This window comes from Lentzea sp. NPDC055074 (assembly GCF_053608005.1).
Genome location: NZ_JBSGUQ010000002.1, coordinates 94,121 through 108,264, shown reverse-complemented (window position 1 = coordinate 108,264; position 14,144 = coordinate 94,121). Strand labels below are relative to the sequence as shown.

Here is a 14,144-nt window from a genome sequence, read left to right as displayed (position 1 = left end):
GGAGAACCTCACCGCTCAGAGCAGCGATGACTTTCCGGGCGGCACAGGCTCGCACAGCTCGGCATCGGCGGCAAAGACGAGGCATGAATACGCGTGGTGCGGCTTCACGCTGAGATCGACGCGTTCACCGCGCCGCGCCTGAGCCCGCCGGTCTTGCGCGCTGCCGCGGCCCACTGCGCGAACGGCTCGGGCAGCGGGCCGCCGCACGAGAGCGTCGCCGCAGACCACCCGGCGGCACACCCACCGACCGGCCGGGCGGCCGTATCACGCGGCACCGCACAGGGTGGTCGACCAGCAACGTTCGGGACGACGGCGAATCGCACACGTCCGCGGCGATGGTGACGGAGCAGCTCGCAACCGGGGAAGCGTCGCCTCGCATTCTCACCAGAGCAGGCAACTGCGGCACGCGGTTGGGTGAGCCCTGGTCGACGGCGTCCCATGGATGATTTGGTGAGGGCCCTGGTGCAGCGGGAGGCCACAACTTCAGCAACTGGACTTCACCGCGTCCCAGGGCGCTGGACGACGTCGTGAACACGATCAACCGGAGTGGCCGGGCCGACCCGAACCCATCCCGCCCGATCAGGGTGGGACCCCCTTCTTCGCCGGTGTCCTGCGCGGGATGCCGGCGCGAGCGTTCACTCGGAGAAGTCAACGGGTGTGCAGCTGGCGCAAACCGTTGATGATCAGCTCCAGCCCGAAGGCGAACTCGTCCTCCAGCGGCACCGGCAACGAGTCCGCGACCGCAAGGGTGGCCGGATACTCCGCTGACGAGAGATTGTGGAAGTGCTCCGACACCTGCTTCTGCTCGGCCCCGTTCCCTGATCCGGCGAGCTGGATGGCGAAGCCCAGGACGTAGCGCGCGAGCGTCGCGTAGGCGCGCGCCGCGAGACTCGGGGACAGTCCACCGTCGAGCAGGACAGCCAGGCAGCGTTCCCGCAGCATCATCGCGTTCGGACCGATCGGCGTCTCTTCGATCAGCAGGGGTGCGACCTTGCGATGCTTGCCCAGCGTGTCGAACATCGCCTGACTGAGCGCCCGACAGGCCTGGTCCCAGCTCATCCCCGCAAAAGCGTCGGAATCGAGTTCGACCTCGCCGAGGACGCGATCGACCACGTGCCCGATGAGCACTGCCCGGTTGGTGAAGTGGCGGTACAGCGTGGCCGTGCCGGATTCGAGGCGTTGCGCGAGGGTCCGCATGGACAGGGCCTCGGCGCCTTCCTCGTCGACGAGTTGCAGCGCCGTGGCGAGGATCCGGTCCAGCGGGACGGCGGGACGGCCACGTGAGCGCCGGGTGGACTCGGTGCCGGCGGCGGGCAGAGACGAACTGGTCACAGGCATCAGTATCACCTCCGGTTGACACCTCGCACAATAACGGCAACACTGTTGCCATTATGAAGAGCAACCACAACCCCACCTCCGACACCGAGATCGTCTCGGTGAACGGCCTGCGCGTTCACTACAAACGAGCAGGTCAGGGGCCAACGTTGGTGCTGCTGCACGGCAGCGGGTCGTCGTTGGAGGGCTTCGAGCGGGTGGCGGCGCTGCTGTCGTCGTCCTACGACGTGATCCGTCCGGACCTGCCCGGCTTCGGACGGACCGGGCCACGGCCGGACCGCGACTACCGCGTCCGGACGTACGCGCGAACGGTCGCCGACTTCATGACGGCGTTGCAGGTGCCGCACTTCGCGGTGGCCGGGAACTCGTTGGGCGGCAACATCGCGTGGAACCTGGCGTTGGACGCCCCGGAGCGGGTCGACGGGCTGGTGCTCGTCAACGCCACCGGCTATCCGGAGAAGTCACTGCCCGCCGGGTTGAGACTCGCTCGGAATCCGCTGCTGCGCCCGGTGTTGCGGCGATGGCTCCCGCGCGGCGCGACCGAACGAGGGCTGCGTGAGGCGGTCGGCCCGAAGTCGTCGATCGTGGACGACGCCATGGTGGACCGGGTGTACGCGTTGACGAGCCACCCGGGGAACCGGTCGGCGTTCGTCGACTTCGCCAACACCGACCAGCCGGACCGCAGCGGAGAGATCACGCGGATCAAGGTCCCGACGCTGGTGCTGCGCAGCGCCAAGATCGACGGGCAGCACTTCGCCCGCGACATCCCCGGCGCCCAAGAGCGCGTGCACCCCGATGGCGGGCACCTGCTTCCAGAGGAGTACCCGGACTGGGTGGCTGCGGCGATCGCCGAGTTCCTGCCCGCGAAGGAGGAGCGGCGATGAGGTACTTCATCGCGTCCGATGAGGACCGTCGACTCGACGCGGCAACACGGCGCACACTGCGGGGCAGTTACGTCGAGCTGTCCGACGGTGTGACGCACTACGAGCTGGCCGGTCCCGACGACGGCGCACTCGTCGTGCTCGTCGGCGGCATCACCATTCCGCTGTCCTACTGGGACAAGACCGCCGAGCAGCTGCACACCCGAGGACTGCGCACCCTTGCCTACAGCGCCTACGGGCGCGGCGGTTCCGACAGGGTGCGCGCCACCTACGACGAGGCGTTGTTCGTCCGGCAACTGGCCGAACTGACTGCGACCCTGGACCTCACGCCACCGTGGCACGTGGTCGGCACGTCGATGGGTGCGCTCGTCGCGATGGCCTACACGAACCGGTATCCCGAGGCCGTGGCCACGCTCACCATCGTCGGGCCGGCCGGACTGGGCCCCCGTCCCCTGCCGCAACGGTTGCTGCGCAACGATCTCGTGAGCGGGTTCGTCGCCAGGCGCTTCGGCCGCAAGTTGCTGGAGGGGCACCTCGGGCACAACGTCCGCGACCCAGCGCTGTCCGCCGAACTGGTCACGATGGTGCGCGACGCCTACCGCTGCGAGGGCTCGCTCTACTCGTTCTTCCAGACCCTGCGGGACTTCCCGTTGTTCGAGCGGCAGGAACTCTTCCGACTGACGGGTGAGCTGGGCATCCCTGCCCTGCTCGTGTGGGGCGACGACGACCAGGTCACCCCGATCACCCATCTCGACACCGTCACCGAGCTGCTGCGCCCACGACAGACACACGTCATCACCCAATGCGGCCACATGGCTCCCTTTGAACGGCCTCACGACGTCAGCGATCTGCTCGCCTCGTTCACCGTTCCCCACCCAGATCGGCTCTGACCATGAACGACCCCAACACCTCCCGAATCATCGACGTGCTGATCGCCGGTGCCGGCCCGACCGGCACCACGCTGGCGATCGACCTCGTGCGCCGCGGCGTGAACGTCCGCATCATCGACAAGGCCCCGCACTCGTTCGAAGGCTCACGCGCCAAAGGCATCCAGCCGAGGACACTCGAGGTGTTCGACGACCTCGGCGCGATCGACGAGGTTCTCGCGGCCAGCAGCGACTACCCGCGCCTGGGCATCCACCTCGGACCCGTCGCCGCACCGTGGCGCATGTTCCGCAACCGCGACCGCACCTCCGGCGTTCCCTACCCCAACACCCGGCTGATTCCCCAGTACCGCACAGACAGCGTGCTGCACGACCGGCTCGAGCAGCTGGGCGGAAGGGTCGAGTACGGCCGCGAACTCGTCGAGCTCGTTCAGGACAGCACGTCGGTCACCGCGACGACGACCGGGGACGGCGGCACCGAGAAGATCACGGCACGCTATCTCGTGGGAGCCGAAGGCGGTTCGAGCGCCGTGCGCAGCCAACTCGGCCTGAGCTTTCTCGGCACGACCGACGAACAGGACCGGATGCTGATCGTCGACGCCGTCACGACCGGTCTGTCCCGCGATCGCTGGCACGTCTGGCCGGGCGTGAAGGGCCGGTTCGCAGGGGCCTGCCCGCTGCCGCACAGCGACCTGTTCCAGTGGATGATCCGTCTGGCCCCGGACGAGGAACCCCCGGTGGGAGTGGAGGCGATCACCCGGCGGATCCAGGCCCACACCCGCAACCGGAACATCGAGCTGAGCGACATCCGTTGGCGGTCGGTGTTCCGGCCCAACATCCGCCTGGTGGAGGCCTACCGGCGCGGACGGGTCTTCCTCGCTGGCGATGCCGCGCACGTGCACACCCCCGCCGGCGCGCAGGGCCTCAACACCGGCATCCAGGACGCCTACAACCTCGGCTGGAAACTCGCCCAGGTCCTCGCCGGAGCCGATCCGCGGCTGCTGGACAGCTACGAGGCCGAACGCCTGCCGATCGCCGCAGGCGTGCTCGGCCTGTCCACGCAGAAGTACGAAGGCATCGCGAAGCTCGACCCGTCGAGCCTGCGCCGCGGCAAGGACGAACAGCAGTTGTCACTGACCTACTACGGCGGCCCGCTCGCACCCACCGACTGCGATCGCACAACGACACTGCAGGTCGGCGATCGTGCGCCGGACGCCGAACTGCTCGGCACGGACGGCACACCGGTGCACCTGTTCGACACCTACCGGGGTCCCCACTTCACCCTCGTCGCCTACGGCCCGGATGCCGCCGCTGCGAGCGAGGAGCTCGAGTGGCCAAACGCGGGGGCGCCGCTGCGGCGTGTCGCCGCCGATGCCGGGGAAGACTTCCGCCGCATCTACGGGATCGAGGGTGACGCCCTGCTGCTCATCCGGCCCGACGGTTACATCGGGCACATCGCCACCCGGAACTTCCTCACCTCGATCCAGACCGCCGCCCGCGCGCTGACGCCCGTGGCCCAGCAGGAGACCGTCCGATGACCCGCATCCTGCTGCGCGGCGCGCAGGTGATCACGATGGCGCCGCACCGGCCCGACGCCGAACGATGCGACGTCCTCATCGACGGCGACCGCATCGCCGGGGTTGGCGACGACTTCGACGACACCGGTGCGGAGATCGTCGACGTCACGGACCGGATCATCATGCCCGGCCTGGTCAACGCCCACCTGCACACCTGGCAGACCGCGCTGCGCGGTGCAGGCGTCGACTGGACGCTCGCGGACTACCTCGGTCGCATGCACGGCACCGTGGCCGAGCACTACCGCCCGGAAGACATGCGCGTCGGGACGCTCGCCGGCGCGCTGAGCCAGCTCGACCGCGGCACCACGACCCTGGGCGACTGGTGCCACAACACGCCCACACCCGAACACACCGACGCGGCGATCGACGGCCTGCTGTCGTCCGGCATCCGCGGGGTCTTCCTGCACGGCACCCCGTATTCCGCCGCCGACGCGGCCCACCCGGTGAGTGAGATCGACCGGCTGCTCGACGGCCCGGCCGGCACCCACGCGTTGCTGACCTTCGGTGTGGCCGTCCGCGGCCCGCAACTGTCCACTCCGGACGTCGCGGTCATCGACTTCCGCGTGGCCGCCGAGCGCGGGCTCGTCGTGTCGATGCACCAGAGCGGCGGAGTGCCGGGGCCGGGGTGGGAGGCGGTGCGGACGGCCGGACTGCTTAGCCCTTCGACCAACGTCGTGCACGGCGCCGGGCTCACCGACGAGTGGATCAAGATCCTGGTCGACGCAGGGGCGAGCGTCACGTGCACGCCGGAGAACGAGCTCGGCCAGGGCCACGGCTCCCCCGTCACCGGACACCTGCTCCAGCTGGGCGCCGCACCGTCGCTGGGCACCGACACCGACGCGGTCACCCCCGCTGACGTCCTCTCCGCCGCCCGGATCGCGCTGGCCCACCAGCGCGGCCGCGACCACGACCACCATCGGCAGACCACCGGCGCGTTCTCCCTCACCGCCACGATCACCGCCAAACAGGCGCTGTCCTGGGCGACGGTCGAAGGCGCCCGAGCGCTCGGCCTCGACGACCGCGTCGGCAGGCTCGAAACGGGCATGCAGGCCGACCTCGTCGTCATCGACGGCTCCGCGCCGAGGCTGTGGCCGATCACCGATCCGGTCGCGACGGCGCTCTACGCGAGTTCCGGCGACATCGAGGCGGTCATGATCGCCGGACGCTGGCGCAAACGGCAGCACGCCCTCGTCGACGTCGACCTCGACGCCCTGAGAGGACAGCTCCAGGAGTCCGCGGGTCACCTCCTGCCCAACCTCGTGGACTGACCGCTGCTGTTCCTGTGCGGCAGGCTCAAGAGGATCTTCGTGGACGCTGCCGGAGCTCGGGCGTGCAGACCGCGACACCGCCCAGTCGACGTCTGCCTCGTCAACATCCTCAACTCGCACCGGGGTGATGAGAGGCAGCCGCGCCCAGGTTCGCCGGCGCGGCTGCCTCTCGTCACCGAAGTCCGCTCAGCACGTTCACACCGCGGGCGCCACCGCCTTCACCTCGGCGCTCTCCGGGTGTTCTGCGCGCGGTTGCCGCAGAAGGAGCCCGGCGACAAGACTGATGATCGCCGCCACCGCCATGTACACCGCGATGGAGAGCCAGGTGCCGGTCGACTCCAGCAGTGTCGCGCTGATGGCCGGTGCCAGCGCGTTGCCGAAGATGGTGCCGAAGGTGAAGCCGATGGCCATGCCGCTGAACCGCAGCGACACCGGGAAGGCCTGGGAGAAGAACACCGGGAACATCGCGAAGTTGGCCGCGTAGCCGCCGAACAGCAGGGCGAAGCCGAGGAACATCAGGATCGGGTCCTTGGTGTGGAGCAGGGGGAACCACACGAACGGGAAGACGGCCATCGCGGCGGCGCCGGCGGTGAAGACGGTGCGCGGTCCGATGCGGTCGGCGAGCCGGCCGTAGAGCGGTGCGCTGATCACGACCACCACCAGGCCGGGCAGGATCACGCTCAGCATGGTGGTCGTGCTGATCTGCAGTGCGGTCTTGCCGTACGTGAGCACGTAGATCGACCCCACGGTGATGCTGACCCCCGCGCTGATCGTCGCGAGGGTCACGAGAGCGACGGTGCCGCCGCACTTGCGCAGGACGTCCACGAGCGGCAGCTTGCGGACCGCACCGGTTCCCTTGGCTTCCTCGAACTCGGGGCTCTCGTGAAGCTTCACCCGGATCACGAACCCGGTGACCACGAGCAGGAAGCTCGCCAGGAACGGGATCCGCCAGCCCCACGAGAGGAGGTCTTCCTCGGGCAGCTGCGACACCAGCAGGAACGCGATGTTGGCCAGGATGGTGCCGACGGCCGTGCCGGTGTTGAGGATTCCGCCGAAGAAGCCGCGCCGGTGTTCGTCCGCGTGTTCGACGGTGAGGAGCACCGCGCCGCTGGACTCACCGCCGAACGACACACCCTGCACGACGCGCAGGACGACCAGCAGCACGGGTGCGGCGATCCCCCACTGGCCGTAGGACGGGAGCAGCCCGATCGCGGTGGTCGCGAGACCCATCATCACCAACGTGGTGACCAGGATGAACCTGCGGCCCATCCGGTCGCCGAGGTGGCCGAACAGCAGGGCGCCGAAGGGACGTGCGACGTAGCCGACACCGAAGCTGGACAACGAGATGAGCGTGCCGACGAGCGGGTCCGCGGCCGGGAAGAAGATCTTCGGGAACAGCAGCGACGCCGCCAGGCCGTAGAGCACGAAGTCGTAGAACTCGATCGTGGTCCCGAACCACCCGGCCAGCGCGGCCCTGGCCGGTTGCCGGTGCGGTTGTGTACCAGTGGACATGTCTGCCTCCGAGCGAGCTGGGCGAGTTGACGTACCTTTGCCCCGCGACGGGATCGCGACAACGCGCCGGTTCAGTGAGCGGACCGGGTCAGCGGGCGAACCGGTGCAGGAACGGCAGCACCGCGGCCGCCACCTCGTCGGCCTTGTCCTCCATGAGCGCCACCGTGCCGCCCCCGATCACCGTCCGGTGCACGACCTCGGCCGCGCTCAGGTTGCGCGCCAACGGTTCCAGAGCGGGCAGCGCGAACGGGTCGTCGGCGCCGCCGAGCAGCAGGACAGGTGCGGTGACGCGGCCGATCCGCCGTTCCATCTCGTACCTGGCGCACGCGAGGTGGCCTTCGCGGGGATCCACGCCGGGAGCCAGCGCGTCGCGCACGAACCGGTCCAGCAGGCCGGTCGCCGCGGGCGGGTAGTGGGGCCGCCGCTGCTCCCACCACGTCAGCAGGTGACCGCCGCCGGGATCGCGAGGCGCGTCGTCCACGCCCGGTCCCTCCCCATGCGACCTCCGGAAACCGGCATCCGTCCACGGCGTCGAGGACAGCACCGCCGCGGTGATCCGCTCGGGCACCGCGGCGGCCAGCTCGACCGCGACCGCGCCGCCGGTGTGGTGGCCGAGCAGCGCCGTGCGGTCGACGCCCAGTGCGTCCAACGCGGCGAGCGTCCCCCGTGCGTAGTCCTCGACGTGTTGCGGGGCGGACAGCGGCGAGCTGTTGCCGAACCCCGGCATGTCGATCGCGATCACCCGGTGGCCGGTCGCCAGCAGCGGTTGCAGCTCGCGGAACTCGTCCAGCGAGCGCGGGGCCTGGTGCAGCAGGAGCACGGCCGGGCCGCTCCCCTGCTCCGCGTAGTGGACCTGGCCACCGGGGACGGTGACGTAGCCGTACTCGGCCACGCTCCCCGCCGGAACCGTCTTGCTCACCGTCTACCTCCGCCGAGCCGTGTCTGCCGGATCCCGCAGTGTCCGTCGTCACGGTCGGTGAGCCCAGCCGCGCGGTCCGCCCAGCGGACCGCGCGGGCACAACGGCCACGCGCGGAAACACGCAGGTAACGGGCAGTGACAGCTACTGGACTTGGATCTTTCCGGATGGCGATAATCGCGACCCGTGCACGCTCGGTGAGGAGGCTCCATGTCAGCAGAGGACTCGGGCCGGCCGAGCTCGGTGCTCGGCAAGGCGCAACTGCTCCTGCGGGCCTTCGAGTCCGGCACCTACCAGCTGGGGCTCACCGACCTCAGCCGCCGGTCCGGCGTGCCGAAGGCGTCGGCCTATCGGCTCGCGCAGGAACTGGTCGAGTGGGGCCTGCTCGAACGCCGCGGCGACCACTACCAGCTCGGCATGCGGATGTTCGAGCTCGGGCAGCGGGTGCCGACCTCCGCGGTGCTGCGGTCCGTCGCGGGACCGGCGCTGGCCGACCTGTTCGCCGTCACCCGCGCCACGATCCACCTGGCCGTGCTCGACGGTGCCCACGTGCTCTTCCTGGAGAAGGTCGCGGGCGAGGCCAACATCCTCTCGCACTCCCGCATCGGTGGGCGGCTGCCCGCACCGTGCACGGCGACGGGCAAGGTGCTGCTGGCCGCGGCGACCGATCTCGACGAGCACCTGGCCCGCTTCCGCGAGGCCGGGCTCGCCCACCTGACCTCCCGCACCGTGTCCTCTGTGGACGATCTGCGCAAGCAGTTGACGGCGGTGCAGGCGCAGGGGTTCGCCTTGGAGATCGAGGAGACGATGCCCGGCGTCGGCAGCCTCGCGGTCCCCGTCACCGGCGCGGACGGCACCGTCCACGCCGCGGTGTCGACCACCGCGCCGGTCACCCGGCTGACACCCCGGCACCTGCTGCCCCAGCTGCGCACGACCGCAGCCACCATCGCGCGAGCGCTCGACCGCGCGCTGCTGGCCGCCGCCGCTGTGCGCGACGCGCCCTCGTCCCCGGCCGCCGCGGTGAGACGAGCAGCCGGCTGACGGTCCGCTGAGCGGATCGCCCGCTTGGCCGGGCAGGCCGCCGGCTCGACGATCGGCCAGGTGCGCGAGGAACGAGCGAACTCCCCGGTAGAACTGCTCAGCGCCAGTTCGCGAAAGGACCCGGATCGGGAACTGGTCCGGTTCGACGACGGCACACGGCTACTCGTGGGTGAGACCGAGGAACGCTCACGTGCCCTCGCCGCCCGGCTCCGGGTCCCACCCGGCCGCCGAGTGCTCACGTGCGTGCGGCCGGGCCGCACGGCGGTGGACCTGCTCTTCGGCCTCGCCCGCCAGGGCGCGGTCGAGGTGCCGCTCGCCCTCGACGTCACGATCGCGGCAGCGGAGTCGATCCTGCGGTCCACAGGTGCGTCGATGCTGGTCGTGGGCACATCCGTGCTCGCGGGCAACGCGGCTCTGCGGGCTCTGCTGCCCCGCGTGGAGCGGGTCGTGCTGGTGGCCGAGGACGATCCCGGCCCAGGTGGCCATCCGTTCCTGGACGAGCTGCCCGCGTTCGGTGGGCGGGAGCACCGTCCCGAGCCAGGAGACGTGCTCGTCGTGCTGTCGACCTCGGGCACCACCGGGCGGGCCAAGGCGGCCGAGCTGCCGCACTTCGCGGCGGTGCGGCACGCTCGCAGGGTCGCCGCGACGATGGAGTACGGCCCGCAGGACGTGCTGTTCAACGTGTTCCCGTGGCACCACGTCAACATCCGGCACACAGCGCTGCTGCCCGCGCTCCTGACCGGCGCACGGCTGGTCGCGCACCGGCGCTTCTCCGCGTCCGGGTTCTGGGAGACGTGCCGGTCCGAAGGGGTCACCGCGTTCAACTTCATGGGCGCGATGCTGGCGATCCTCGACCGCCGGCCGGAGGACGACCGCGCCCACCCGGTCCGCCTCGCCTACGGCGCTCCGGCGCCCGCCGACCTGGCCGCCCGGTTCCTGGAGCGGTTCGGGGTGCGCGCCCTGGAGGCGTACGCGAGCACGGAGCTGGGGGACGTCGCGGTCAACACCCCGGGCGACTGGCGGCCGGGCACGGCGGGTCGCGTCGTTCCGGAGTACGAGGTGGTGATCGTCGACGAGACCGGGCGTCCCCTGCCGACGGGGTGCACCGGGCAGATCACCGTCCGCTCCCGGCTGCCGCACATGCGGTTCCTCGGTTACGCCGGGGATCCGTCCACCACCGCCGAAGTCCTGCGCGACGACTGGTTCCGCACCGGCGACCGGGGTCGTCTCGACGCGGAGGGCCGCCTGACGTTCGCCGGGCGCCGGGGTGACGTGGTGCGGCGGCGCGGGGAGAACATCTCGGCCTGGGACGTCGAGCAGGTGGTGCGCGCGCTGCCCGGCGTGGTGGACGCCGCCGTCGTCGGGGTCGACTCGGAGCTCACCGAGCAGGAGGTGCTCGTGGTGCTGACCACCACCGACCGGCGCCTCGACGGACCGGCGGTGCGGGAGTGGTGCCGCACCCGGCTGCCGCGGCACGCCCTGCCGCGGTACGTGCGCCTCACCGGCGAACTGCCGCGCAACGGCAGCGGCAAGATCGTCAAGTCCCTGCTGCCCGCGGTCGTGGACGAGTCCACGTGGGACGCCGAGCACCGGTCCGCCCAGTGAACCGGACGCGGGCCGCCTGACGTCAGCGCTTCTACGGTCGGGGAAACCAGTCACGCCTGGAGGGCAGCGTTGCGCGTACTCGACCTCACCGATGATCTGGCCTGGCAGGGCGCACGGCTCCTGGTCGGGCTCGGCGCCGACGTCCTGCGCGTCGACGCCGACGAGCACCTGGGCGAGGCGGAACGCCTGCACTGGCACGCCGGGAAGAAGCTCGTCCGGATTTCCAGTGACGAGGACCTCGACGCGCTCGCACGGGACGCGGACGTGGTGCTCGAGAGCGGCCCTGTCAAGAAGCTGCGCGGTCTGCGCACCGACGGCACCTCGCGCTGGCCGCACGCCGTCCACGTGGTCGTGACCCCGTTCGGAGTCACCGGCCCACACCGGGACTGGGTCGGCGGCGACCTGGTACTCGCCTCGGCCGGCGGGATGACCTGGCTCGGCGGGCAGCCGGACGGCGAGCCCAAGCCCCCGCCGCGCGAGCAGGCGTGCCAGGTCGCCGGGGCGCACGGGGCCATCGCGGCCCTGCTGGGCGTCCTCGCCTGGGACCGCGTGGGCACCGGCCAGCTGATCGACGTCTCGGTCCAGGAAGCGGTCGCGGCCACGCTGGAGACCGGCGCGATCTCGTGGATCCACGCCGGTCGGTTCCCGGTCCGCACCGGCGGTGTCTACGACCACGTGGCGCACCGGATCTTCGCGACCGCCGACGGGCACGTGGCGGGCGGCTACTCCGGCAGCGAGCGCATGTGGACGGACCTGCTGGCCTGGCTTTCCGAGGAGGGCGAGGCGGGCGAACTGCTGGACGAGCGGTTCGCCGACCCGGTGGCGCGCTGGGCTGAGCGGCTGCGGGTCGACGCCGTGGTCTCCCGGTTCGTCGCGAAGCGGACCGCGCGGGAGGTGGCCGAGCAGGGCCGGGAACGGGCGCTGCCGTGGGCCGAGGTGACCACGCCGGCGGACTTGGTCCACAACCCGCAGCTGCGCAACCGGCGGTTCTTCGTCTCCGTCGGCGGCACCGAGGACGCCGGGTTCCCGTGGAACGCGCCGGGCCTGCCCCGGCCGGTCGTGCTGTCCCCGCTCGCCGAGGGCACGTGGACCGGAGCGGCACGCGGACGGAGTGCCACCGACGGTCGCCGTCCGCTCGACGGGGTGCGGGTGCTGGACCTGACCTGGGTGCTGGCCGGGCCGTACGCGACGAAGGTCCTCGCCGAGCACGGCGCCGACGTGATCAAGGTCGAGTCGCGGCACCGGCACGACCCGACCCGGTTCTCCCCGTCGATGCGGCTGCGGCCGGACGCGGGACCGGACGACTCGGGCTACTTCCTGAACTACAACCGCGGCAAGCGCAGCGTCGCGCTCAACCTGCGCACGCCCCAGGGCCAGGAGCTCCTGCGCGACCTGGCCGCCTGGTGCGACGTCGTGGTCGAGAACTTCAGCCCCGGCGTGCTGGACCGGTGGGGCCTGGACTACGAGTCGCTCCGCGAGCTCAACCCGCGAGTGGTCCTGGCGTCGATGTCCGGTGTCGGTCACACCGGGCCTTGGCGCAGGGCGGTCACCTTCGCCGACACGCTCGCCGCGATGTCCGGGCTGTCCAGCGAGACCCGCGACCCCGGCCTGCCACCGCAGGGTCTGGTTTTCGGGCTCGGTGACGTGGTGGCGGCCAACGCGGCGGTGCTGGGCGCGCTGGACCTGCTCGTGCGCGGGCACGGCGGACACGTCGACCTGTCCCAGCTCGAAGCGATGGCCGCCACGATGGGACCGGCCGTGCTCGACCACGGGCACGACGACCCACGCACGGCCGCGCACCCGAACCGGTCGCGGCACGCCGTGCCGCACGGTGTCTACCCGGCCGCCGGAGACGACCGCTGGGTCGCCGTCACCGCACTGGACGAAGCCCAGTGGGCCGCGCTGCGAGACCTCGCGGACCTGCCCGGCGACGGCGACCTCGCCCGGCGGCGGGCGGCCGAGGACGAGATCGACGCGGCGCTCGCGGCGTGGACGCGCGCGCAGGACGCCGAGGAACTCGTCGCACGACTGCAGCACGCCGGAGTCGCCGCCGCACTGGTCGCGACCGGCCGCGACCTGGTCGAAGGCGATGAGCACCTGGCCGAACGCGGCTTCTACCAGCCCTTGGACCACCCGATCGCGGGCACGGTGCTGCACGAGGGCGTCGTCGCCCGCCTGACCGCGACGCCCGGCGCGCTGACCTCCCCCGCTCCCCTGCTGGGCGAGCACACCGACGAGGTTCTGCGAGAACTGCTGGGCCTCGACGACGACCGCCTGGCCGCACTGCGTGCCGCCGGGGTCACCGAATGAGAGGAGTACCGATGCCGGTGCTGACCACCACCCTGGACGCGGGCGTCGCCACGATCCGGATCGACCGGCCCCCGGCCAACGCCGTCGACCCGGCCATGATCGCGGAGTTCCACGAGGTGCTGCCCCCGCTGGTCGCGGACTCGGCGGTGCGGTGTCTCGTGATCACCGGCACCGGGCGGTTCTTCGTCGCCGGCGCCGACATCGCCGTCATGCGGGACCTGTCGGAGGCCAACCAGGCGGCGATGCGCGGGTGGATCGACGTGCAGCGCATCCTCGAACTGGCGCCGAAACCGGTGGTCGCCGCCATGAACGGCCACGCGCTGGGCGGCGGTGCCGAGCTGTCGTTGGCCTGCGACCTGCGGATCCTGTCGTCCTCGGCGAGCTTCGGGTTCCCCGAGATCGCGCTGGGCCTGTTCCCCGGCGCGGGTGGCAGCCAGCGCCTGCCCCGTCTCGTCGGGCCGCACCGGGCCAAGCGGCTGATGATCGACGGCACCCGGCTCGGCGCACAGCAGGCGCTGGAGCTCGGGTTGGTGGACCAGGTGGTCGGCGACGACGTCTTCGACGCCACCGTGGCCGAGCAGGCACGGCTGCTGGCCGCCAAGCCGACCGCGGCGATCGGGCTGATCAAGAAGGTCGTGGACGAGGGGTACGGGCAGCCGATCGAGGAGGCGCTGCGGCACGAGGAGAAGGGTGTGCTGGAGCTGACTCGCACGGAGGACGCGGCCGAGGGGCTGCAGGCGTTCCTGGACAAGCGCGCGCCGGTCTTCACCGGCCGCTGAAAGTGCGGGGCGGCAACGGTTCTCCGTTGCCGCCC

12 protein-coding genes are annotated in these 14,144 nt (G+C 71.2%); 8 read left to right on the top strand and 4 right to left on the bottom strand.

What is annotated here, in order from left to right; translation table 11 throughout:
- Window positions 1-104: 104 nt before the first annotated feature.
- A complete protein-coding gene (locus tag ACWF7A_RS04490) occupies window positions 105-275 on the bottom strand; it encodes a hypothetical protein (protein WP_452249015.1) in 171 nt (56 codons plus the stop codon).
- A 373-nt stretch (window positions 276-648) separates the two neighbouring features.
- Window positions 649-1,332, bottom strand: a complete 684-nt coding sequence (locus tag ACWF7A_RS04485; RefSeq protein WP_452249014.1) for a TetR/AcrR family transcriptional regulator — start codon at window positions 1,330-1,332, stop codon at window positions 649-651.
- Between the two features lie 59 nt (window positions 1,333-1,391).
- On the opposite strand from ACWF7A_RS04485, the gene ACWF7A_RS04480 reads away from it, so the two are divergent.
- From ACWF7A_RS04480 to ACWF7A_RS04465, 4 genes are read left to right on the top strand one after another with little or no spacing between them, the layout of a single operon-like run.
- On the top strand, window positions 1,392-2,219 hold the full coding sequence (locus ACWF7A_RS04480; RefSeq protein ID WP_452249013.1) for an alpha/beta fold hydrolase: 828 nt from the start codon (window positions 1,392-1,394) through the stop codon (window positions 2,217-2,219).
- Window positions 2,216-3,106: an alpha/beta fold hydrolase gene (locus ACWF7A_RS04475; RefSeq protein ID WP_452249012.1), complete on the top strand. Its 891-nt coding sequence runs from the start codon at window positions 2,216-2,218 to the stop codon at window positions 3,104-3,106. The genes ACWF7A_RS04480 and ACWF7A_RS04475 overlap by 4 nt, the downstream gene beginning before the upstream one ends.
- Before the next feature lie 2 nt (window positions 3,107-3,108).
- Complete coding sequence (locus ACWF7A_RS04470; RefSeq protein WP_452249011.1) at window positions 3,109-4,638, top strand: FAD-dependent oxidoreductase; 1,530 nt, start codon at window positions 3,109-3,111, stop codon at window positions 4,636-4,638.
- On the top strand, window positions 4,635-5,945 hold the full coding sequence (locus tag ACWF7A_RS04465; RefSeq protein ID WP_452249010.1) for an amidohydrolase family protein: 1,311 nt from the start codon (window positions 4,635-4,637) through the stop codon (window positions 5,943-5,945). Before ACWF7A_RS04470 ends, ACWF7A_RS04465 begins: the two co-directional genes overlap by 4 nt.
- 195 nt (window positions 5,946-6,140) lie before the next feature.
- On the opposite strand, the gene ACWF7A_RS04460 is transcribed toward ACWF7A_RS04465, so the two are convergent.
- Entirely contained in the window at window positions 6,141-7,457 is a 1,317-nt protein-coding gene (locus ACWF7A_RS04460; protein ID WP_452249009.1) for an MFS transporter, read from the bottom strand.
- A gap of 88 nt (window positions 7,458-7,545) precedes the next feature.
- Window positions 7,546-8,376 (bottom strand): alpha/beta fold hydrolase, encoded by an 831-nt coding sequence (locus tag ACWF7A_RS04455; RefSeq protein ID WP_452249008.1) that lies wholly within the window; start codon window positions 8,374-8,376, stop codon window positions 7,546-7,548.
- A 208-nt stretch (window positions 8,377-8,584) separates the two neighbouring features.
- Between ACWF7A_RS04455 and ACWF7A_RS04450 the strand changes: the two genes are divergently transcribed.
- The 4 genes from ACWF7A_RS04450 (at window position 8,585) to ACWF7A_RS04435 (ending at window position 14,109) form a co-directional block, all read left to right on the top strand.
- Window positions 8,585-9,415: an IclR family transcriptional regulator gene (locus ACWF7A_RS04450; RefSeq protein ID WP_452249007.1), complete on the top strand. Its 831-nt coding sequence runs from the start codon at window positions 8,585-8,587 to the stop codon at window positions 9,413-9,415.
- A gap of 24 nt (window positions 9,416-9,439) precedes the next feature.
- Window positions 9,440-11,020, top strand: coding sequence for an AMP-binding protein (locus tag ACWF7A_RS04445; RefSeq protein ID WP_452249006.1), 1,581 nt, complete (start codon window positions 9,440-9,442; stop codon window positions 11,018-11,020).
- Between the two features lie 69 nt (window positions 11,021-11,089).
- Window positions 11,090-13,330 (top strand): CoA transferase, encoded by a 2,241-nt coding sequence (locus ACWF7A_RS04440; RefSeq protein WP_452249005.1) that lies wholly within the window; start codon window positions 11,090-11,092, stop codon window positions 13,328-13,330.
- Window positions 13,331-13,341: 11 nt separating this feature from the next.
- Entirely contained in the window at window positions 13,342-14,109 is a 768-nt protein-coding gene (locus ACWF7A_RS04435) for an enoyl-CoA hydratase/isomerase family protein (protein WP_452249004.1), read from the top strand.
- Window positions 14,110-14,144 lie beyond the last annotated feature (35 nt).

Coding starts and splice junctions, on each gene's coding strand:
- ACWF7A_RS04465 (WP_452249010.1), top strand. CDS start 4,635: ATGACCCGCATCCTGCTGCGCGGCGCGCAGGTGATCACGATGGCGCCG.
- ACWF7A_RS04435 (WP_452249004.1), top strand. CDS start 13,342: ATGCCGGTGCTGACCACCACCCTGGACGCGGGCGTCGCCACGATCCGG.
- ACWF7A_RS04475 (WP_452249012.1), top strand. CDS start 2,216: ATGAGGTACTTCATCGCGTCCGATGAGGACCGTCGACTCGACGCGGCA.
- ACWF7A_RS04470 (WP_452249011.1), top strand. CDS start 3,109: ATGAACGACCCCAACACCTCCCGAATCATCGACGTGCTGATCGCCGGT.
- ACWF7A_RS04450 (WP_452249007.1), top strand. CDS start 8,585: ATGTCAGCAGAGGACTCGGGCCGGCCGAGCTCGGTGCTCGGCAAGGCG.
- ACWF7A_RS04480 (WP_452249013.1), top strand. CDS start 1,392: ATGAAGAGCAACCACAACCCCACCTCCGACACCGAGATCGTCTCGGTG.
- ACWF7A_RS04460 (WP_452249009.1), bottom strand. CDS start 7,457: ATGTCCACTGGTACACAACCGCACCGGCAACCGGCCAGGGCCGCGCTG.